Source organism: Metabacillus sp. KJ11-3, assembly GCF_055808295.1.
Map to the genome: position 1 here is coordinate 53,814 of NZ_JBVVRS010000004.1, position 22,322 is coordinate 76,135.

Annotated in this window: 22 protein-coding genes and 1 pseudogene; 2 read left to right on the plus strand and 21 right to left on the minus strand. The window is 31.5% G+C overall.

Annotated features, from left to right (window positions below):
* Window positions 1-495: 495 nt before the first annotated feature.
* From AC0L8O_RS27140 to AC0L8O_RS27165, 6 genes and pseudogenes are all read right to left on the minus strand, one after another.
* Window positions 496-2,589 carry a heavy metal translocating P-type ATPase gene (locus tag AC0L8O_RS27140; protein WP_285844064.1) on the minus strand — a complete coding sequence of 698 codons (2,094 nt, stop codon included), beginning with the start codon at window positions 2,587-2,589 and terminating at the stop codon, window positions 496-498.
* A 28-nt stretch (window positions 2,590-2,617) separates the two neighbouring features.
* Window positions 2,618-2,987 (minus strand): annotated as a pseudogene (locus AC0L8O_RS27145) (ArsR/SmtB family transcription factor).
* Window positions 2,988-3,153: 166 nt separating this feature from the next.
* Entirely contained in the window at window positions 3,154-4,251 is a 1,098-nt protein-coding gene (locus AC0L8O_RS27150) for a copper resistance D family protein (protein WP_251682998.1), read from the minus strand.
* Window positions 4,248-4,832 (minus strand): copper resistance CopC family protein, encoded by a 585-nt coding sequence (locus AC0L8O_RS27155; protein ID WP_251682999.1) that lies wholly within the window; start codon window positions 4,830-4,832, stop codon window positions 4,248-4,250. The genes AC0L8O_RS27150 and AC0L8O_RS27155 overlap by 4 nt, the downstream gene beginning before the upstream one ends.
* Window positions 4,833-4,862: 30 nt before the next feature.
* Window positions 4,863-5,300 carry a disulfide oxidoreductase gene (locus AC0L8O_RS27160; protein ID WP_251683000.1) on the minus strand — a complete coding sequence of 146 codons (438 nt, stop codon included), beginning with the start codon at window positions 5,298-5,300 and terminating at the stop codon, window positions 4,863-4,865.
* Window position 5,301: 1 nt separating this feature from the next.
* Complete coding sequence (locus tag AC0L8O_RS27165; RefSeq protein ID WP_251683001.1) at window positions 5,302-5,982, minus strand: DsbA family protein; 681 nt, start codon at window positions 5,980-5,982, stop codon at window positions 5,302-5,304.
* A 243-nt stretch (window positions 5,983-6,225) separates the two neighbouring features.
* Between AC0L8O_RS27165 and AC0L8O_RS27170 the strand changes: the two genes are divergently transcribed.
* Both AC0L8O_RS27170 and AC0L8O_RS27175 read left to right on the plus strand, forming a co-directional pair.
* Window positions 6,226-6,525 (plus strand): ArsR/SmtB family transcription factor, encoded by a 300-nt coding sequence (locus tag AC0L8O_RS27170; protein WP_372496281.1) that lies wholly within the window; start codon window positions 6,226-6,228, stop codon window positions 6,523-6,525.
* A gap of 12 nt (window positions 6,526-6,537) precedes the next feature.
* The gene (locus AC0L8O_RS27175; RefSeq protein ID WP_251683003.1) at window positions 6,538-9,114 is read left to right on the plus strand and encodes a heavy metal translocating P-type ATPase; all 2,577 of its coding nucleotides are present in this window, start codon (window positions 6,538-6,540) and stop codon (window positions 9,112-9,114) included.
* Window positions 9,115-9,412: 298 nt separating this feature from the next.
* On the opposite strand, the gene AC0L8O_RS27180 is transcribed toward AC0L8O_RS27175, so the two are convergent.
* The 15 genes from AC0L8O_RS27180 to AC0L8O_RS27250 all read right to left on the minus strand — a co-directional run bounded on the left by AC0L8O_RS27180 (window position 9,413) and on the right by AC0L8O_RS27250 (window position 22,014).
* Window positions 9,413-10,156, minus strand: coding sequence for a YwmB family TATA-box binding protein (locus AC0L8O_RS27180; RefSeq protein ID WP_251683004.1), 744 nt, complete (start codon window positions 10,154-10,156; stop codon window positions 9,413-9,415).
* Between the two features lie 542 nt (window positions 10,157-10,698).
* Window positions 10,699-11,700, minus strand: coding sequence for a DUF3854 domain-containing protein (locus AC0L8O_RS27185; RefSeq protein WP_473449812.1), 1,002 nt, complete (start codon window positions 11,698-11,700; stop codon window positions 10,699-10,701).
* Between the two features lie 59 nt (window positions 11,701-11,759).
* On the minus strand, window positions 11,760-11,975 hold the full coding sequence (locus AC0L8O_RS27190) for a hypothetical protein (RefSeq protein ID WP_473449814.1): 216 nt from the start codon (window positions 11,973-11,975) through the stop codon (window positions 11,760-11,762).
* Window positions 11,976-12,525: 550 nt separating this feature from the next.
* Window positions 12,526-12,993, minus strand: coding sequence for a hypothetical protein (locus AC0L8O_RS27195; RefSeq protein ID WP_473449816.1), 468 nt, complete (start codon window positions 12,991-12,993; stop codon window positions 12,526-12,528).
* Complete coding sequence (locus AC0L8O_RS27200; RefSeq protein WP_473449818.1) at window positions 12,990-14,006, minus strand: hypothetical protein; 1,017 nt, start codon at window positions 14,004-14,006, stop codon at window positions 12,990-12,992. Before AC0L8O_RS27200 ends, AC0L8O_RS27195 begins: the two co-directional genes overlap by 4 nt.
* The gene (locus AC0L8O_RS27205; protein WP_251683007.1) at window positions 13,975-14,220 is read right to left on the minus strand and encodes a helix-turn-helix domain-containing protein; all 246 of its coding nucleotides are present in this window, start codon (window positions 14,218-14,220) and stop codon (window positions 13,975-13,977) included. The genes AC0L8O_RS27200 and AC0L8O_RS27205 overlap by 32 nt, the downstream gene beginning before the upstream one ends.
* A 349-nt stretch (window positions 14,221-14,569) precedes the next feature.
* Entirely contained in the window at window positions 14,570-14,842 is a 273-nt protein-coding gene (locus tag AC0L8O_RS27210) for an HU family DNA-binding protein (RefSeq protein WP_251683008.1), read from the minus strand.
* Between the two features lie 206 nt (window positions 14,843-15,048).
* The gene (locus AC0L8O_RS27215) at window positions 15,049-15,684 is read right to left on the minus strand and encodes a hypothetical protein (protein ID WP_473449820.1); all 636 of its coding nucleotides are present in this window, start codon (window positions 15,682-15,684) and stop codon (window positions 15,049-15,051) included.
* Between the two features lie 8 nt (window positions 15,685-15,692).
* Complete coding sequence (locus AC0L8O_RS27220; RefSeq protein WP_473449822.1) at window positions 15,693-15,908, minus strand: hypothetical protein; 216 nt, start codon at window positions 15,906-15,908, stop codon at window positions 15,693-15,695.
* 19 nt (window positions 15,909-15,927) lie between these two features.
* Complete coding sequence (locus AC0L8O_RS27225; RefSeq protein ID WP_251683010.1) at window positions 15,928-16,593, minus strand: hypothetical protein; 666 nt, start codon at window positions 16,591-16,593, stop codon at window positions 15,928-15,930.
* Window positions 16,594-16,596: 3 nt separating this feature from the next.
* Window positions 16,597-17,193 (minus strand): hypothetical protein, encoded by a 597-nt coding sequence (locus tag AC0L8O_RS27230; RefSeq protein ID WP_251683011.1) that lies wholly within the window; start codon window positions 17,191-17,193, stop codon window positions 16,597-16,599.
* Window positions 17,194-17,326: 133 nt separating this feature from the next.
* Window positions 17,327-18,172: a tyrosine-type recombinase/integrase gene (locus AC0L8O_RS27235; protein WP_251683012.1), complete on the minus strand. Its 846-nt coding sequence runs from the start codon at window positions 18,170-18,172 to the stop codon at window positions 17,327-17,329.
* A gap of 250 nt (window positions 18,173-18,422) precedes the next feature.
* Complete coding sequence (locus AC0L8O_RS27240) at window positions 18,423-19,388, minus strand: hypothetical protein (RefSeq protein WP_251683013.1); 966 nt, start codon at window positions 19,386-19,388, stop codon at window positions 18,423-18,425.
* 981 nt (window positions 19,389-20,369) lie between these two features.
* Window positions 20,370-21,683, minus strand: a complete 1,314-nt coding sequence (locus tag AC0L8O_RS27245; RefSeq protein ID WP_251683014.1) for an FtsZ/tubulin family protein — start codon at window positions 21,681-21,683, stop codon at window positions 20,370-20,372.
* A gap of 22 nt (window positions 21,684-21,705) precedes the next feature.
* The gene (locus tag AC0L8O_RS27250; protein ID WP_251683015.1) at window positions 21,706-22,014 is read right to left on the minus strand and encodes a cell division protein FtsZ; all 309 of its coding nucleotides are present in this window, start codon (window positions 22,012-22,014) and stop codon (window positions 21,706-21,708) included.
* Window positions 22,015-22,322: the final 308 nt, after the last annotated feature.

Consider the following 22,322-nt stretch of genomic DNA (forward strand, 5'->3'; position numbering starts at 1 on the left):
TTATCGTATACAAATATAACTAATTAACTAATTTATTTTTAAATATAAAGTAATACTTTTTGGCAAAATCTATATTAGTAAAATTTTATTAAGAGAATAATTTGAAAGAAAGCGAAAAAAATTTTACAAAAAAATTAAAAATGTAAGTTTTTATACAAAATATAAATATTTGTTGATTAGTATGGATAGCATTTTATTACCATTATAAAATGCTTATAAATTTGAAATCCTTAAAGATTATATTAAATAAATAGTCCTATCTAACATATTCAGTTATAAATGACGATTTTAAAAAATTATCCTATATATTTTTAAAAATATAGAAGAGTTTGTGGAAAATAGATCGATCCTTCGAAATGTTTTTAAAAAAATATAGTGAAAACTGCAGTAACTCTCATGTGATTTTTCAGTAAAAAAGGTCCCGAAAGGAACCTTTAATTTAAGAATTATATTTAAGATATACACTATGTTTATATTTCTAAAAAAATTATTATTTTATTCCTTAACTCTCAATAGTCTTAAACTGTTTAGAGTTACAAGTAATGTTGCTCCCATATCGGCAAATATTGCAATCCATAAAGTTAACCAGCCAGGCACAACCAAGAATAATGCCAATAATTTAATTGCTAAAGAGAAGGTAATATTTTGTTTAATAATGGTTAAAGCCTTACGACTCAATTTGATTGTATATGGCAATTTATTTAAATCATCAGACATTAATGCGATATCAGCCGTTTCTAACGCTGTATCAGTTCCTGCACCACCCATAGCTACACCTACAGTTGAAGCTGCAAGTGCTGGTGCATCGTTCACACCATCCCCGACCATTGCTACACTTTGATGTTTTCCACGAAGTTCTTTAATAAAATTAAGTTTATCTTCAGGTAATAAATCAGCTTTAATATCAGAAACACCAACTTGTTCCCCGATGGCTGTTGCTGTACGTTCGTTATCACCAGTCAGCATTACCGTTTCAATTCCCATTTTGTTTAATTTATTTATGACTAGTTTTGATGATTCTCTCATTTCATCTGCTACAGCAATTAATGAAAGGATCTCTTTTTCCGTTCCTAAAACCATCACGGTTTTTCCTTGAGTCTGCATTTCAGTAATCTTTTGATTTCTTTCACTTTCAATGCTTCCGTGTAATTCCTTGAAAAGATTTGGACTTCCTACATAATACATTTCATTATTTACTTTGGCTTTTACACCTTTACCAGTAAGAGATTGGAAATCTTCGACCGTCACATCATTAAAGTTCAATCCATTTTCTTCTGCTTTTCTCATAATGGCTGAAGCAAGAGGATGTTGTGAACTTTTTTCAATTGCTGCAGTTATGGTCATCATTTCATTTTCATTTCCAGCATACATCACTATGTCGGTTACAGCTGGAACGCCTTTTGTTAATGTTCCTGTTTTATCAAAAGCAATGGCTTTAAGAGCTCCTGCTTCTTCTAAATGGATACCACCTTTAATTAAAACCCCATTTTTCGCTGCATTTCCTATTGCTGTTACAATTGAGACAGGAGTTGAAACAACCAAGGCACACGGACAACCAACAACTAATACAGCTAAACCTTGATAAACCCATTCGCTCCAGTCTCCACCAAATAACGGAGGAATCACAGCAATTAAAAGAGCTAAAATTACAATAGCTGGTGTATAGTATTTCGCAAACTTATCAACAAAAGCTTGAGATGGTGCACGTTCTGCTTGAGCTTCTTCGACGAGGTGGATGATTTTGGAAAGTGTAGTATCTTCCACTCGTTTTGTTACTTTAACTTCTAGTATTCCTTCTTCATTCAGTGTTCCTGCAAACACTTCTTCATCAATTGTTTTTGTTACTGGAACACTTTCACCTGTAATAGCCGCCTGATTTAACGTAGATGTACCTTTTACAACTAATCCATCCATCGCTAATTTTTGACCAGGTTTTACGATCATAATATCTCCTACTTGAATATCATCAACGTGAACCGTTATTTCATCATTCCCACGACGAATTAACGCTTCTTTTGGTGCAATTTCCATCAATGATTCAATGGATTGACGAGCTTTATCCATCGAATAACGCTCTAATGCTTCACTGATAGCGAATAGGATAACAACGGTTGCCCCTTCGCCCCATTCACCAATTATCGCAGCACCGATAATCGCAATAGTCATTAGGGTATTCATATCGAACTGTAATCTGGTTAGATTCTTTAGTCCTTTAATAAATAGCGAATATCCACCAGTTAAAATGGATGCTGCATAACCAATTGTCGCAAGAATATTCTCTTCTCCATATTGCTCCCCTAAAAACCAACTAACAACAAGCAATATTGCTGAAATATAAACTTTAATGTTTTCTTTTTGTTTCCAGAAAGGTTCACTTTCTACTCTTTGTTCTTTTTCATCCCTGATTTTTAAATTTTCAAATGCTCCTGCTTTTTCTAGTTCCTCAATTGTTGTATTCCCCTGAACATAAACTTTTGATGCTCCAAAGTTTACTTTAGCGTTCTGAATTCCCGGTAATTCTTTGACGTTATTTTCAAAAATAGCTGCACAATTGGTACAAGTGAATCCTTGAACACGGTATGTTTTCATTTCTTTTTCAGAGAGCTTTGTTTGTTGATCAGACACTTGCCTTCACCTCTTTCTTATAAGCTAAAGCAATAACAATTAACTGCTTAATATGTTCGTCATCCAGCGAATAAAACGCTAATTTACCTTCTTTGCGGTACTTAACAATCCCTTGTTTATGAAGAGTTCGTAAGTGATGGGATGCTGTCGCAACAGTTAAAACCAATGATAATTGCAATATCACAAACGCATAACTCATCATCTTGGCTTAAGGCGTAAGAAATTTTTGCTCTGTTCTCATCTGCAAGTGCTTTAAATAATTGGGCAACACTAGCTATATCCTCTTTCGCCAATTCAGCTTGGATTCTATTGACTTTTGCTTCATCATAACAATAAATTTCACAAGTATCTTTCTTAATCATTACTATCATCCTCTTTTCATTCAAATATTCACTTGATTATAGTATACCCCTTTTTAATGCATATTCAAACAATCATTTGAATGAAGTGAATTTTTACACAAAAAAAGAGTACTAACCTTTGATATTGTTAAGTACTCTTTTATCCTGTTATTCTTTTCATAAGTTTTTAACTAATACCTGACATTAAAGCAAAATATAATGAAATAGCACATAACAAACTCATTAAGAACGAAACAATCGCAGGTGCTTTTCTTAAAAAAGCTAATAATACAATGAACAAAAAGAACAAAGACAATATAAACAATGAAATATTCATTAAATTAAAACCAAATTGAATATTTATCGGTGATTGCAAATTCCCGTTATAAACGAGTTCAAAAAGTGGTGATAATCCACTACTTTTAACTGTTGTTTCGATGTCATGAGGCGGTTCTTGTTGACCCAAAACCCCAGTTGCTGCAAATATAAGGATTAATATAAAACTTTCAGCTTTTACCCAAGGTATAGGATTGAAATTTTTATCTGTTTTAATCATTTTCTTCGCCCAAATACCATTTATAAAAGCAAATATAAAAATTGGTACTATAATGATATGTTTAATTAATAATGATTGACCATAATTAATCGTCCAAGAATTAGTATAGTCTTTAAGATCAACAATTAATGTCATAATAAAGAATCCAGTTACTATTGTTAAACCAAGACAAACCATGGCCACAGGTGTGAACCACTTCAAAAAGGGCAACCAATTCTTATCAGTTTTCGAAAACCAGCTAACTACAAGTAAAGTTCCAACCCAAACACTTACTGCTGTAAAATGAATAAAGTGGTAAATGAATCCTGACCACTCTGTAAGAGAAGCCGGATGGCTTGCCCAACTTATTGTTAAAATAAGAAACAAAGTGAATAATATAGATATAATTGTGTATCGTCTATTATTCAAGACAGGAAAGATCGAAACAAATAAATAAAAGAAAATTGTAATAAGTAATGTAAATGTCCATGCCTTACCTAGCTCAAAAGATGAAAATATGTTTTGGATAGTAAGTGCCAGCCCTATTTCCCCATAAAATAATACAATCAATTGAATAATGGGCATTAAAGATAAAAAGACAATCCAAAGAATAGAGAGCTGAAGCCATCGTTTATCAATACTAATTTTAGGTTTTCTATTCTCTGGAACCAACTGAATAATAAAGCTACCTAATAAGATAGAAAAACATAAATATAATAATGTTTCTGTTACATAAAGAATGTATATCATTTTTTACCTTTTCTTAAGAGCAAAATTGTTGTTCCAATACCAATCAATAATAGTATTCCGATAACAATTGGTATAATTGTATTCGACTCGTTGCTTTCTTCTATTTCCTCTGAAACTGTTGTTTCTTCTTTTGCTGTAGAAGGTGTTTCATTTGAGTTTCCTTCTTCTGTTGTAGTTGATGGTCCATTCGATTCATCTTCTATGTTATTTGCATCATTTAGTTCATTATTTTCATTTGCAACAACAAATTTAAACTCACCTTCAATTGGATGTCCATCAGCTCCAACGATTTTCCAATTAACTGTGTAATTTCCATTCTTTAATGTTTCAATTGTATTAGTCGATAACCTATTTTCTCCGATTTGAATATTTTCGATTGGAACTTCGCTACTGTCCTCAAATATTAGATTAAAAGTGCTACCTTTTTCAATTTTCGTCGCAAAATCTAAAGTGATTTCTTGAAGTTCATCTGTTATAATTTGTCCATCTGATGGGAAAGACTTCTCTAATCCAGTATGTGCCGAAACAGACGATGAGAATACTAGAAACACCAAAAATAATAGAATTGATAACTTTTTCAAATAAATTCCTCCAAATATGCATTTTAATAATTACTTATCACCTTTATTTTTAACAATTATAAGAATCATTAAAACTGTAATTATCGAAAATGCAGTTAATGCTAGAAATGGTATGGTAATAAAACCAAACCAATTGATATACTCCGCACTACAAGGAACACCATTCACACAAGGTTTTATTCCCCCGAATCCCGGAACTTTCTGCTCCAAATAATGCATTAAAGAAACGAAACCACCGACTATTGACATCGGAAGTACAAACTTCTTTACGGTAGAATCATTCTGAAATGTGCCTACTCCAAGGATCAATGTAAGTGGGTACATTAAAATTCTTTGATACCAACAAAGTTCACAGGGGATAAATCCACGAATCTCACTAAAATAAAGGCTACCAAGGGTAGCCACAATAGAAACAAACCAAGCTATATATAATAATAACTGTTCATTATTTTTCTTTATTTGAGTCATCTTAGTTACCTTCTAACTCTGTATCTATTAGACTTTTTATCTTTTCATAATCAAACGGATCCTCAAGCATAGTTCCATTTACCATTATACTTGGTGTTTGTTGAACTTTGAACTCTTCTACTAATTTAGTATCCTTATCAAGTTCTGCTAATTGTTTTTCTTGTTCTAAATCTGTTTTCAACTGATTTAGATCAATGTTTGGAACATTTTTTGCCACTTCTAATATTTTTTCATTAGTTATCCATAAGGAATCGTGATCCTCGCTTGGCTGTGCTTCAAAAAGGGCCTTATGGAATTCCCAATAAGAACCAGGACTTTGTTCAAATACTGCTTCTGCTGCTAATGAACCAAGTTGTGATTCCTCACCGTGAAATAATGTGTTAATAAAGGAGAATTTTACTTTACCCGTATCAACGTAATCCTTTACTAACTGAGGATATATAGTTTCCCCCCATGCTTTACAAGAAGGGCACTTAAAATCCCCAAATTCAACAACAGAAACTGAAGCATCCGATTGTCCCAATATTGGTTGTCCCTCAATTGTGGGTTGTTTTTTAAATGATGTTCCTCCGTTAGATTCCGGTTTCATATTAGTTAGTACAACCAAAGCCGAAAATAATACAAAAATGCCTATAGTTATAATAACTGCAATTTTAAATGGTGAACTTTTACTTTTTGCCATCTTTACACCTCTTGAATTTGTTTAGGTTATTTTTGAAACTACTATAGCAACAACAGTCTAACATCTTATTTATTATTTATTTAGTCTCCTATAAACATTTCAAAAAACTTTCAAAAATTTCTGTCAGATTGCTTCATAAGTTTGACACAATATATTAGATGTTGCTAATATGATGATATCAAAACATATTAGTATTGTCTAATGTGAATGGAGGTTAATTTATTGCTAAAAACTGATGTGGATATGAAGGTAAAATTCTTAAACGGTTTTTCAAATAAAACTCGTATACAGATTCTTGAGTGCATTACAGAACAAGAAAAGACTGTATCACAAATAGTAGAAGAATTAAAAGGGAACCAATCTAATATTTCTCAACATTTAGCTTGCTTAAAAGGTTGTGGAATTATCGTGGGTAGACATGAAGGGAAATATATATATTATAGCTTAAGAAATGAAAAAGTTAGAGATTTACTTACAATGTTTGATGTTGTCCTAGCAGACGTTCAAAATGATGTAGCTTGTTGCGATCGTCATATAGAATAAGGAGTGGTTGTAATGTCAGAGAAATGTTGTGGTTCTAATAGTAAAGAATTAGCTACTCAAAATAACACGAATAGTTGTTGTAGCAGTTCTTCAAAACAAGGTGATACTCTAGTTAAAATAAAAGATGATACCTGCTGTAGTAGCCAAGTTAATGCTGATGAAAGAGTTGATGAGAAAACTACTTGTTGCAGTAGTGATCCTAATACCGAATTAAGCACAATTCAGTCAAATTGTTGTAGTAATAAATTAGAAAATCACGATTTAGATCTAAGAAGATCCACAAACAAAACAGAATACCGCATTCAAGGAATGGATTGCCCTTCCTGTGCATTAACGATAGAAAAAGGGTTAAGTGGAATAAACGGTATTGAAGAAGTAAAAGTGCATTACAGTACAGCAAAACTACAATTAATCGGAAAGGAAAATATTCCTTTAGATAGGGTAGAAAGTGAAGTTCAAAAACTAGGATATTCTATTGAACCATTAAATCAAAATACAAATATTAAATCTTATTCAATCGAAGGAATGGATTGTGGGGCTTGTGCAAAAAGCATCGAAAATCACCTAAATACTATTCCTACAGTTAAGAATGTAAGTGTAAATTTTTCAACAGGTAAAATGCAAATTGAACACGAAAACAGTGTAGAAGCTATAATAAATGAGGTATCGAAAATAGGCTTTAAAGCTTCCCCTCTTTCAAACAATCGAAGAAGCGTTGAAACAACTAAAGGAAAAAATGAAAATGGTACTATCATTGTCTCAGGAATATTGATTGCTCTTGGATTTATCGGATCCTATACCGGAATTAACGATATTATGTCTAATTTTTTATATGCGATTGCAATGTTGTTAAGTGGATATAAACCTGTTAGAAGTGCTTATTATTCAATTAAAAGTCGTTCATTAGATATGAATGTATTAATGTCTGTTGCTGCCATTGGTGCAGCATTGATAGGTGAGTGGTTAGAAGGTGCTACAGTTGTTTGGTTGTTCGCATTAGGTAACTTCTTACAAAATAGATCTATTGAACAAACAAGAAACTCTATCCGTAATTTAATTGATTTAGCTCCACCAGAGGCTTGGATTAAAGTAGATTCACAATTAGTTAGAAAACCAGTTGAAGATATTGATATTGGAGAAGTATTCGTCGTAAAACCTGGTGATAAAATTCCTCTGGATGGAGAAATAATTAATGGTGAATCTAGTGTTAATCAAGCACCTATAACAGGGGAATCAATTCCGGTTGATAAAGCAGTTGGTGATAAAGTATTCGCTGGTACTATTAACGAAAATGGTTCTCTTGAAATAAAAGTGACTAAACTAGTTGAAGATACTACTATTGCAAAAATTATTCACTTAGTTGAAGAAGCACAAGAACAAAAAGCTCCAACTCAAGCATTTGTTGATAAGTTTGCTAGTATCTATACACCTATTGTTTTTATACTAGCTTTGTTAGTTATGGTTTTACCTCCCCTTCTCAATATTGGAACTTGGGGAGAATGGTTTTACAAAGGCCTAGAACTCTTAGTTGTGGCATGTCCTTGTGCACTTGTTATCTCTACTCCTGTTGCTATTGTATCAGCCATTGGTAATGCAGCTAAAAATGGTGTTCTAATAAAAGGTGGCACATTTTTAGAAGCAGCTGGCTCTTTAAATGCTATAGCATTTGATAAAACCGGAACACTGACAGAAGGAAAACCTAAAGTATCTGAGGTCTTGGCATTAAACATTTCAGAAAATGAACTATTATCAATAGCTTGTACCCTAGAAGATTATTCAACACATCCTATTGCAAGATCAATCGTTGAATTTTCTAAGGATAAAGGCATACCAATGAAATCTGGAGAACTGTATAAAAGTATCGTTGGAAAAGGTGTTCAAGCAACAATTGAAAATACCGTACATTATGCCGGAAATTTAAAATTATTTGAGGAAATAAACTCGCCATTGAGTAGAGTTAAAGACAATGTTATTGACTTTCAAAATAAGGGTAAAACCGTTGTCATTATTGGTACTAAAAAAGAAATATTAGGTATTATTGCTGTTTCAGATACAATACGACAAACAACTGTCTCCGCTATAAAAGGTATTAAACAAGTTGGTATTAGTCAAGTAGTAATGTTAACTGGTGATAACAAAGGAACAGCAGAGATGATTGCTTCAGAAGCAGGAGTAGATCGTTATTTTGCAGAATTATTGCCTGAAGACAAAGTTTCCAGTGTTAAAAAGTTGCAGAGCGAAGGTTATAAAGTAGCTATGGTTGGGGATGGAATTAACGATGCACCAGCATTGGCAACTGCTAATCTCGGCATTGCAATGGGTGGTGCAGGTACCGACACAGCGATGGAAACTGCCGATATCGTATTAATGGCCGATAATTTAGAAAAGCTTCCACATACAATTAAGTTAAGCAAAAAGGCATTAAGAATTATTAAACAAAACATCTGGTTTTCCTTAATCGTTAAGTTTGTTGCATTAGCTTTTATTTTTCCTGGTTGGCTTACTCTATGGATTGCTGTGTTGAGCGATACGGGAGCTGCTCTAATTGTTATCTTAAACGCAATACGATTGTTAAAGATAAAAGATTAATAAGATTGCATATTTCCACCTTAAGAAAGTGCAGCAAATAAAAAAGTACTACCTATTCCTTATTTGGAAGGTAGTATTTGCTTTGCCCAAACATAATTGATCATTTCTGTTAATCTTTTATACCCCATCTTTGATCAAGTTATTTAGTTCAGTCATTTCAATTTTTGTGTGGTTGTGATAATACTGTTTTTAAATGCCTGGAAAAATAGAATATCATTTATTTTAATACAAATTGAACTTTCTCTTTAATAAATCTGATAATCGATTGCATTTACTATAGGATAAGCAGATTAAAAGCTTAATACTCAGTTGTAATAACCGGTGTAGCAATAGTATATGTTGCTTTATTACTCTGACTGTCTTCTTTCCTAATACCTATATGTAAATTCATCAATTTATTCTTTCCTAGTGATATATTTTCCTTAAATTCCTTTGAGAATGCTGATAATGATACGAAGTTTTGCTCAACTAAGCCTTCTACTTTTTTTCCATTATAACTATCTAATAAAAGTTTAGCTTCTTTTTGAATGTCTTCTTTTAAATTCTTTGTACCTATGACTGTATAAAATGATTTTTGATCGGCTTCTTTTTTCAAGTAGTCTAATTCTGAAAGAATTATTTTTGAATTATTTTTCGAATATAAAATAACATCAAAATTTTTACTCAAGTTATATTTGTTTCCCGACCTAAAATAGGTTATGATGATTCTTTCTTCTATACCTTTGGAATCTCGTACCCTTTTTCCAATAACTTGATAGTGTCCATCATAAGAAATTGCATCTGTCCAATGTACATTTTTCTCCGTTTTAATTATTTGTGACACAGCATTAGATACCTCATCTATTCCATCGAATTCAATATACGGTGTTTTTATATAAGCTCTTATTTCATTTACATTAATATCCTGTTTTTGAGCTACTTCCAATAATTTAGTTATTTCATCTACATCTGTATTCCCAGTTGCTTTAACGTTATATATACAGACAAATATTAAAATTAAAAAAGAAAATAATACTATATAATTAACTCCATTCTTTCTCATCTTCTCCACACTCCTTAGTTACATAATTGCCAAAGAGCAATGTAAGTATACAATAGATTTAGATTAATAATATAATAGTGTCTAATGATTACTTATAATAAACTCTCTTATCTGTGTCTCGATGTTTATTAATGTAATCTGTAGTTACAGCTATTTTCTCTACAGAAAATAACTCTCTAAACGTCGGAAATTTTTTAATAATTTTAAATATTACAATAATACCCCGCGACAATACTTTAGAAAATTTTATTCATTATATGGTTAGAAAATTGAGATCACTTAATATTACCTCTTCTCTATTCTCTAATTAGTAAAAGAATTAAATAAATCATATCCATGCTCTATGCAAAAAATAGTTATAAAAAACCCCTACACGAATAAAGTAGAGGTACAGTTAATATTATTAGTTTAGGGTTAACAGCAAAATATTTTTTTCATAAACCAAACATCCTTTTACTTCTAACAAGCAGTTTATAACTTTATTTTTAAAAGTTCATGACTTTTTTATATAGTTTACAACTTTTTTTAATACAACAATTAGATCATTTTATTTCTCTAATACTTGGTATAGCACCACTTATTAGCAAATCGTCTATTCCTTTTAATGAAGAATTCCATAGAACTATATGAACCTTATATCCGTCTAGTTTAAGTTGTTTAGCACAATCAAAAAGATGTTGCCGGACATATACATTGTTAACTGCATCTGCATCAAAACAAATGTTAACTTGATCGACATTCATTTCCTTAAGAATAGGTAGAGCTAATCTCCAAGCATTGACACCAGGAAGGGATAAAAAAGTTGTCCCGATATTCTCCAACTCTTCCGTATAATACAGTTTTTCTATAAGATCTACCGAAATATCCCCTTTTAATCCTCCTTCTCCTAACCATACTCTGCTTGCACATAATGTATGTCCAACATCCCAATTCTTCAGTTTAGAGGAGGGAATCGAAACGTGAACAGGAAGCGGACTGTGATACCCAGCTCCAGCACCTGTTCCTTTATTCTTTTTAGCAGAACTTAACCAAAAAAAGCGGTTTCCTCTTCTTAATTTTACCCAACCAACAATTTCGCAATCATACATAACGGTTTCATTTTTTTCTAACTCTAATTCCCTTTCCCATAAAACTTCACCTTCATAAGACACTTGTACAAGATTAGGCTGTTTTATGACGTTAGCTTGTATACCTTGTTTTCTCTCTTGAATTTTAACTTCATTTGGAGGGTTCTCAATGCGATATTGAAATCCCACAATCTGATTTTTAACATTTCTAAAAGGAATAAGAATCCCTTCTGAACCGCTTATGCTCCAAAACTGACCATATTTTCCTTCAGCAAGGTAAAACCCTGGAATTCCACTTAAGTCTGAAGTTCTAAGTATATTTTGCATTTCTTTTGCAACCTTCCAAGGTTGCTTTGGAAATGAACGATACTCTCTTAATCTAATTTGTTCATCTGTCAATCCGCGAGCCGGAGAAGATAAATGCTTATAATGTTCCCCACTTAATTCAAGACAATTTAAAAGTGCTCTAAATGCCATATCTAAAGCTTCATCATTAAGTTTTTCTTCCCCTGAATAAGCAGGGATATCTTGAGTAGTTATTTTTTTCTTTTCTTTTCACCTTTTAAGTAGTGAAGATAACTTGGTAGACTTGAATTTTTACTAAAGTAGCGGTCGCTACTAACACGAATACAAGCAACAGCATCACCATCTTTATGCATCAAGCAACCCCCCGTCTTACCACATACAGGACAAGCAACTCGATAAAATTCAAACCAGTTTTTGACCTTTGTTCTTCTCATAGAATTATGCAAATGAATTGCCCTCCTTAAATTTTTTCGATTTTCCCCTAACCTATAACTATTAGTTTTCTGGTGCCTGAATATAAGTAAATGAATAATTCAAAAATGGCCTACTGCCTTCCTTCGTAATCCGTAAACGGCTAGTCATGCATTCAATAACAGAAACAGGTTAGAATCTTGTTAGATTCTTTATCTATGATTATTTTCACTTGAATAATTTTTACCTTTAAAATCCCACTCACTAAGTCACCTTTAACAAAACCATTTGTTGCTAATGGAGCCATGACACTTGTACCTAGTAGAATTGATCTTATACCACCTATAAGAAACTTTCTTTAATCTCTATGTTATAATTTAATATCTAAACTCACACCCCCAAAGTCATAAAAAAAAGCGGACTCTGGACGACAGAAAAAGCACATAAAGTACTAATCTACGAGCCCAAAGACCGCTTATAGTTTAATAGAATCCCGCTAACCCTAAATGGTTGCAATTAAATAAAAAAATAATAGTTAACATATTAAACTATATCACTATACTCAAAAAGCAATCAAGGTGATATCTAAAATAAAGAGCGGAATTTTGATAGTAACCTACTTATAGTTGGTTTTTTCGTATTCAATTCTTCAACTAAATGTTTTCCTAGTGTTTCAAATGGATGTTGAAGTAATTCGTAAACATTTTTATAGTCTAATAGTGGATACTTCATATAGTGATTTTTAGCTGCTGCTTGAGATAAATCTGGAATTGTCTCAAAAAGGTGTATTTCTAGATCTTCTGCTAATTTTTTAGGTTTACTGAAGGGAAAAGCCCTTATAAATATTAATTTAATGTCAATATCATAATCCTCTTGTAATTGGTGAATATAATTTTTCCAAGCTACCATTTGGTGAACAGAATCATCAACCAGTACCCACAACTCTTGAACATGATTTAATGTATATAAAGTATAGTCATCCATTGGACCACCAGGTAAATCGACAAGTGCTATATCAAAGTATTTTACGTTCTTAAAAATTTCATCTATCATAAAGTCTGCCCATTCAATATCTTTATCGATTTCACCAAGCGGAAACCAAGTAACCTTTTCATACTCCCAGTTAACTTTTTTCCCTGTACGGTGCTGTCATGAAGAGCCTCAATATAAGAACTCCAATTCAAGGGTTTAGATTTGTACCTAGTTAAAGTCGTATTTAACATTTGATATTTAGTTAAAGACTCAATAACAGTTGTGTTAACCTTCATTCTCCCAAGATATATGGCAAAGTTTATTATGAACGTTGTTGTACCTAATCTATGTAAAGGAGACCATACTCCAATAGTTTTATTTTGTGACCATTTCATTTCACTAAACAATTCTTTCCGTATGTCCGCAGCTCTCTTAACATAAAAAGCCTTTTTGGATTCATCCTCTGTACCATTATTTTCAGTAGCTATATCAGAAGAAAGAACCTTTAGTTCGTCAGCCTCTTCTTTTGAAAAGCCTTTCTGGAAAGTATCTTTTCCCATACTATCGTCGGATCTCGACAAATCCCTTTTCCCCTTAATATTAGAGACTTTAACAGGTTCAGGTTGTGCCTTTTTTATATCTAAACCACTCCTATTTGTGTCCTTTATTTCTGTTACCAACTGGTTCTCAGCTTCTTTGTTAACCGCATCATGACCTAAGATATTTTCTTTATCGCCATCTGAAGATACATTTTGAAATAAGGAATTATTAGTTAGATCAGATAGCTGTATAAATTGAATAAGAGAATCTATATCAGTAAACGTTGAAATATGATTTGTGATTTCATTTTTATATTTCGAGTGTATGTACCACAACTTAGAGGTTGATTTATTAACTTTCATAATAGTTGATACAATTTTTTCATCTAAATGGTCCTGATCCACTATAAGTAGGAAATAAAATTCTTTAAGAGCTGATTTTATCTCTTTTTTATTTATTACTTTATAAGTATATTCATTAATTTTATCTGCTTCCTTCAGCTCGCTTATAAGGTATTCCACATCACTTGAAATTGCTAAATAAATCTGCTTCATTCAACTCTTCCTTCATTTTCAAGAAATTATTAATACGATTTTTCAACTGGTTAGTGAAAGGGAATTTATAATTCTCAATCTGAGTTAGATAACTAGCAGAAATACCAATGTCCATTGCAAGTTGATATTGACTTTTATTTAACCTTTTCCGTAATAAGATTAATCTTTCTACGTCATTTTTAACTACTTCTATCTCACTTAATTTCCCTACCATTTAACGTTCACCTTTCTTATCAAACTTAAAAAAGTGTAATTTTATATAAATAAAAAACCGCTAAACAGCAGCCTAAAATATAGGTTATCGTTTAGCGATTCCGCATAGTATTTTGTTGTCATATAGTTATGTATCCAGTTATTTCACATTTCTCAACATGAAAAAAATGATAATATGCTTTATGTATTCATTTGTTGCGATTATTTTTTACTGAGCATATATTTAAGAACAGGTAAACATAATTTATATTCATTTACTTTAATTTGTTTCCAAGCAACATGGTTAACGGGCCCTTTTTTAGACGACAACTCGGATCTTTTGAGTGTCAGACTTATGCTAAATATCTACTTTATTTAACAGCGTCCTTCAGTTCTTTACCCGGCTTAAAAGCAGGAACTTTTGATGCAGCAATATCTATTTCTTCACCTGTTTGCGGATTACGGCCTTTTCTAGCTGAACGTTCACGAACTTCAAAGGTACCAAATCCTATTAATTGGATTTTCTCCTCGTTTGCTAAGTTATTAGAAATTGTATCAAATATTGTGTCTACAGCCCTTGCAGCGTCTTTTTGTGTTAACTTAGTTTGTGATGATACAGCTTTCACTAAATCAGTCTTATTCATCTTGGCACCTCAACTTTTAAAAATAGTATGTAGATCTAAAATATATCATATAACCTTTTAGTAATCCATCTTAAGAAAGAATGGATTTTCTCAGTTCACTTGTTTTAACGTATTATAAACTAGTGTGTTATCATTCACTTTAGAACAACTTTCCACACTAATTAAGGGGAGAATATTCAATCGGAGGTTTAATATTTAAGTACATATTATCGTTGAACAAACACATAAAAATCTTCAATAGTTGCGTATCTTAACATAATATGTTCTCTAGGTATATCATTTCTCTCCATTACTAAGTAAAGTATTGATTCTATAATAACCTTCCGTTCACTTTCATAAATTCTTTTAGATAATAAAATATTCAAGTCATAAATAATTTTCACATCTTGAGTAATAGTCATCAAGGTTACCTCACCAGCCTTAATATCACTCGTTTTAACAGAGTCCCAAAAGTGTAAATTCCATGACTCCGTACTCTGTGACATCAATTGAATATCTAAAAATACCTGGGGTGTAATAAAATTTAAGTCTGCAAAATCAGAAAGGACCCCCATCTCTTCATTTCCACTTAATGGTTGCAATCCTCTATTTTCTCTTAAATCTAATAGAGCTTGTTTAGCTCCAAGGCAAAGTATATCGAAGGCTGTTTGATTTAGATCGCCTAACACATCTTCATAAGTAGTTATCATCCACATCTTAAATTTTCTCATATCTGGGGAATATATAACTTCATCTTCCTCATGAGTTATGTCTCTAATTAATTGAGGAATTTGCTGAGTGATAAAGCCATCTGGTTGGGTTAACCATTCATCCTTAATCAGAGTATCTTCCTTGGATAGCAACTCTTGAATTATAAAATACCCATTAAAGAATTGTGCTTTAGCGCTTGAAAAAAAAGCTCTTTAAATTTCTCTAAATGACTCTCTTTTACAGTAAGACCTAATTTAGTCTGATAATACCTTTCCAATCTTATGAATGTCTTGTTGAATTCAGGATTATTCTGATAGTGACTCATTATTTTTTGTTCAGTATAATCATATAAATTCATTTCTTTAATATTCTCCAATTACTATTCCTCCACATTCTCAATTTATTTTTTCATTGTCTTCTTCAAACGGCATTGATGGTTCATCTGAATCATATTTCCAAACATCATCTTCTAAAACTAAAGTTGTAACGTAATATTGATTTTCATTATCGGAACTTACCTTTCTATAGAAGTAAGCTTCCTTTCCGTTTTGATTAAGAGTTACTTGTGTAAGTGCATACTTTGTATTATTCATCTTCTGTTCGTTGAGGATGTTTTGAATGTTTTCAAAAATCATAATGGCATTATTTTTATCTTTCAGAAGATCCTCATGCACTTGCTTCGAAGCATACTTTTCTAAAAATGTATAATACTCTTCTGGTGAGATTGAACTGCTATTAAAATCGAATAACATTCTTCCTGTCAATCTTGCAAATTCAGTTGGATCAGAGTAACTTTCTTTTGCAGTTATAGTACTACCTGCAGCAAGAATATCTTGTTTTTCCAATTCATTATCTTTTAACACATCGTTTAATGGTTTTTTCAAGTCCTCTAAGATTTGCCTTTGTTTTTCAGTAACCATTTTTTCTTCATTTTCGGCAGCAATAATCTCCTTTGCTTGTTCTTCTTTCATCTCCAAGGCTTTTTTCACTAACTCATCTTCAGTACATGCTGATAATAAAAAGGCAATAGAAGATAACATTAGGTATTTTGCAAAGTACATATCTTATTCTCCTTTGACTTCCCTTATAATCTGTTTCTTCTCTTGATTGGTTAAAAAGTTACTCATTTCCGCACTATTTAAAACAGATAGATACTTGTATGACTTTAGAAACCATGAAGTAAAATCAGGTATCTTAATGTTATTTTTTAACGGAAGAACTGTTGTTCCAAGAATCTTTTCTAATGAATAAGCAAGGTTTTTTAAATATCTTTTATCAGTTGAAGTAAATATGGAAACACCCTCTACTTTTCTTTCTCCAAAAAGATTAATACTTGTTATAATTGAATTAAATGTTAATAATGAGTTATCACCTTTGATACTAAATTTCTTAACCCCTTTTTCGTACCAATCATCATATACTTCTTCCAAGATAGGACTTATGATAGTAATTTGCTCTCTTTTTGATTTAACAGAAACTATATCTTGTAGGGAATATTGCTTTAAATAACTAAGTAAATAGTATGATTTTTCAATATTAAAAGAACAGGTAAACACCATTGCTTCGTCTCCTCTTGTTATTTCTCCATTGCTAATTAGAGCTGCTATTATTAAATCTATTAAGCTTTTTCTTTGACATTGCTTTAGGTCATGTGCAAGCACATCTTATAGCCTCCTTTTACACAAAAAAGCCCAAATAGAACCTGTTATCTTGGTAAGATAACTATCTATTTGGGCTTTTCCCATCCATCTTATATAATTGTAATTTTTATTGTAAATGCTACTATCCTATAATTCAACCAGTTTCATATAAGTTTATTGTACTCTTTAATAACTGAGCTGCACTTTCATAATTAATACCAAAAGTGTTACTAATTTTATCAATCGAGTATTGTTCTTTATTCCTAAGATAAAATACGTAAGCATGCCTCATATCATTTAAATTAAGCTTTTCTTTAAAGCCATAATCTTTACTAATTGCATTTAAATGAGTATATATTGACATTAACTCAATAGGTACATACTTCTCACCTTTTTTCTTTGTTATGAAAAGGAAGTCGCTTGTATTGAAGTAAGAATCATAGAGATATGCTATAAAGTGTTCAGAATCCTCTTTACTTAACTCTACTTCATGCGATTCTAACTTAATTGTAATAATATTAGTTGGTGTTTCCTTTATATTACTTTTCTTTATCTGGAACTGTTGAGCTCTAAACCCTTTCATAGCTAGTATAAAGATAGCTTTTCTTAAATTAGAATAATTTGTGTTATTTAAAACTTTCTCTTTCACATCTAATAAGGATTCATATTCTAATGTTTTTACTCTTTGAGTTGAGTCAGAATACCTTTTGATTTTTGCTGCAGGATCTACCGGTATTTTATTTGATTGCCACAAATAATCAAAAAAACCACTTAGTATAGTTAAATGCTTATTTATAGTTGAAACTGAATTTTTTCCAACCTTCAATTTATAATCAAGAAAACCTTTAATATCTCTTGGATTAATTTCATGGAGTTCGGGTTTCACCTTTTTTATACTATCGACGTATGTAAAAAACTGATTGATTGTCTTAGTGTAGCTTTCAATTGTATCTAAACTCTTGTTATTTTCGACCAGATGTTTTTCATAACCAAATAGCATCCCTCTACTCCATTCTAAAGATTTTATTTTCAAACTAATCTACTTCAACTATATCATTTTTTTATTCATAAAAACGTGTTTTCTTTGTATTACTCAATTAAAATTACCTTGTTAACCAATGATCTTTGACCATTCTTTTTGCGGTAAAATAATACCCTAAATTTCTCTGATAAGTAAATTAAGTCAACAAGGAAATTTTAATTCATACCAGAAATTCCGGCAAGAAAAAAACCCGAAAATCGGGTTAAATTTATTCATCATTCTCTTCAGTTTTAACAGAAGTAACCTCAATCATTTTCAGTGAATTATCGGTAATACTCTTCTGCTGATCATACATTTCTTTAATTTTTACCTTTTTTTCTCTTATACTTTCAATATCTTGTTGTATCTTTTGGATTTCTTGTTCAATACCAGCAGATTTCGCAGAAGCATCGATTTTTTCAGCTTCGTTTTTAGCATTTAGGATTACCTTTTCAACATCAACCTGCTCTTGCCCTTTAAAAGCTGACAATAAGTTACCGATAAATCCACTGGATTTATTTTGTTGAGTATTTCTCAAAGACATATCTAATAATCGGTAATTTTTTTCTTCAGAAATAACAAGCTGTCTTTTTAACTCTAATTGATCTTTTCTTAATTCCGCATTAATTAACTGACTGTCTAAGAAATCAAGTTCTTCTTTAATACTACTTAACTTATCTTTTTCTGTTAAATATTTTAAGTGATTGCTATTAGTTTCTATTTGATAATGAAAGTGTTTAATGACCTCTTCCATCTGCTTAAGTCTGTTATTATATTCATCTACCGAATTTTCTTCATTTATTACCCTACCAGTCCTTTTTCCATTACTTACAGAAACTGATGGAGAAATACCAACAAAATATGAAATATCTGAAGTAGATTTACCTGCTTTTTCGATTAGAAGTAAAATCATATGTAACTTGAAAATACTTTTATAGTTTAACCTATAAAACTTCCCATGTCGTTCAGCTTCAATATATTCATCAAGATCAGTCCTGAAGTAATTTCGGATTGTCGAGTCCGATCTACCAATAATTTTAGCAGCTTCTGTTGTACTATACGTAGTATCTGGATGCATACTTAAAATCCCATCAGTATATAAATCTTCTTCTAATTTAGCATAAGTTATCTCTTTCCTTACATTGTCACCCTCAAATTCACCTTCAAGGAGTTCTCTTATATCAAGTTCTACCATTATGTCACCCCCTATTTTGTAGGATTCTACAATTTAATATCAATAATACCTTCAAAACCTTTATTTTTCAAGCGTTACAGCAATCCAACGCTACATAACGCTATAGTTTCCACCAGGAAACGAAGCGGAACGCAATCGTTAAGCAGCTATACAATATATTCATTTACATTCAAACTCAGCAAAATATACGACGACTCAATCAATCGAAACTTATAGAGCTATAACGCCATTTAACCGATAAACAACAATGAGTAACAGTAAATAACGCAATAATTATGTAGCGGTAATACTTAGTAGCGGTGTGCAATGTCATTGATTTTTACGCAGCGCTAAATTACAGTAATTTAACAGAAAACTTGTTATTATTAGCGTTACAAGAAGGGAACGTAGCGTAGCGATAGCTAATTAAGATTTCTTTTAATGCATTTTGGCAAAGTGGATAGTATATAAACAAAATAAAAAGGGTGATCTATTTGCTTTATTCCATAAAGGAAGCTACAAAACGAAAAATTGACTTAGGTATTGTAGCTTTTTCATTAATTATCATTATTACGGGGGCACTTCACACATTGATTAACGTATTATAAAAGCCTATGATCACTTTTGGGTGATCATAGGCTTTTATTGTTGTCCTTTTATGTGAATAAAGGCAACTATCCTGTAAAATAAGCTTTTATAAGTTCAAATATGAAATGGAGTCATACCGCAATGTATACAACAGAAATTCATAAGGGGAGTTCAAAATGAAAACATTCTGTGGTTGTTATGTAGAAAGCTTCGAATTGTACGAAAGGTGTATCATCTTGGACTTAAATTAGAGGGTTAATAACCTTTATAAACCTAGTTGAAATCTATGTTTTCTTCGGAAAGGCAAATAAAGATTACATAACATCCAACCAAATGTATAATATGAACCAAAATGTAATTTATTGACTTTAAAATAATAGAAAAAGCCTCCAAAAGGAGACTTCTTAATAAGATTTATAAATCATTAATTGGATCATATTCTTCTTGCTTAGACTTCGTATCCCCAAAATCTAATTCATCATCATTATTGTTACTATCTAGAAGAGAATCAAGATCATCAAAATCATCTTCTTGTTTTTTCTTTCTTTTGAACGTCTGTAAGGATGCGAGAACATCATCTTCTTCGTCTTTTTCTTCAAGTAGCGCTGATAAACGGTTATTCTCAACGACCAGCTCATTAATACGTTTAGGTAATTTAAGACCAGCAAATACAGTGTAAAAATGTACACCTTTAGCCTTATCATCTATATATGTTGCAATTGGTTTCTCACCAGCAAGAGGTGATTTATCATCAATAATATTTTCAATTTTATCTGTAAAACTTAATGTAAAGACCCTTTGAGCAGTAGGTTTATTCGCAATAACACTTGCTGCGGCTCTTGTAGCATTTTCTAAGTTATAACCATCTGAAAGAGTACCGTTATTAATGGAATCCGTAAACTCTGGTACGTAACTTGATTCGTTGGCAAGATCAATTTTAGAATCTTTGACAGAGTATTTAGAAAGAGATAGGATACCAGGGGTCTTAATTAAGTTTTCAAATTCACTTGAATCGAAATGAGAATCTCCGTATGGTTTAAAACTTGCTGTTACAACATTTAATTCGTGAAGAGTCTCTGCAACAAAGGTATTACTGAATTTTAAATAGTCAGCTAGTGAAGATTCAGGATTCTCTTTTATGAATTTATCATATAGCTTTTGATTGTCTACAAGGATAATAGAACCCAAACCTTGCATTGCTTTTGAAATACGTTGGAGTCGTTCAAGAGCATTGCTTATTACTGTTGAGCCTTCTTTATTACGTGGAAGGGTTAGAATTAATCCGAATTTTTTCTTAAATCCATTATTATGTAGAGATTTTATAGATTCAATAACACTTCCTGTTCCAGTTCCTCCACCTAAACCTGCAACAATCCAGATGAAATCTCTATCGGAAAATTGCTTTTTGATAACACTTATAATTTCATCTTGGTTATCAATAAATGCTTGTTCTCCAACTTCAATATCCCTTCCTGCACCTTTACCATTACCAATTTGGAGTTTTTCAATATTAGGGTTAATAACATTTATTTTTTCGAAGTCCATGTTATTTGTATTAATTAATAATCCGTTGTAGGGGAAGTGTCCATTTTTTACATTGGTTTTTAGGTTAGCGCACTCAGCAGCAATTGAGCATCCACCCATACCTAGTCCTAGATAGCCAAACTTTAAAGAGAAATTTATATCAGATCTTTCCAATAAATTCTGTTGATTAACTGTAATAGTCATAGTATTACATCCTTTCAATGAATTATTTTATAGGCCTTATTTTAATATGATTTATTAATACTTCAGCTAGTTGGGAACGTTCGTAAACTCTAGCTCTACCAATCTCACTTACATTCACTAAACCTGCACCTTCTAATCTAGCTGTATAGATATCTAGTATATGTCGAGAAGGGATTAAATCAGCATCGCTATTACCTTTAGATTTATAGTACTCATTAGCCCGTTCCTTAATTTGTTCTTTTAATAATGGACCTTCTTTAAGAACGATAAGAATATATATTGCTTCTCCAAGTCGTTCCTTAAGAATGTCTAATATTTCTTCCTTTGTCATAAGACCCTCCTCAAATCATTTTCCGCAATAATTGACGTTATTACCAGTAATTATTGCGGAAGTTATTGCGGAAATAGAATCATAACATAAGGATACATTAGCAAAACTATCCAGTCAACCCAAAACTTTCATGCATACTCAATCCATAAAACCTTTGATATATATGCGTTTGTGAATTGCGTAAATTATTACCGCAATATATTTTGATTTAAAATATATAGTTATAGATTAAAAGTCAAACTTATATTTATAGCTTTAAAAACGCTAATTTATAGCTAATAACTGCATTTGTATTAATTTGGTAAAAT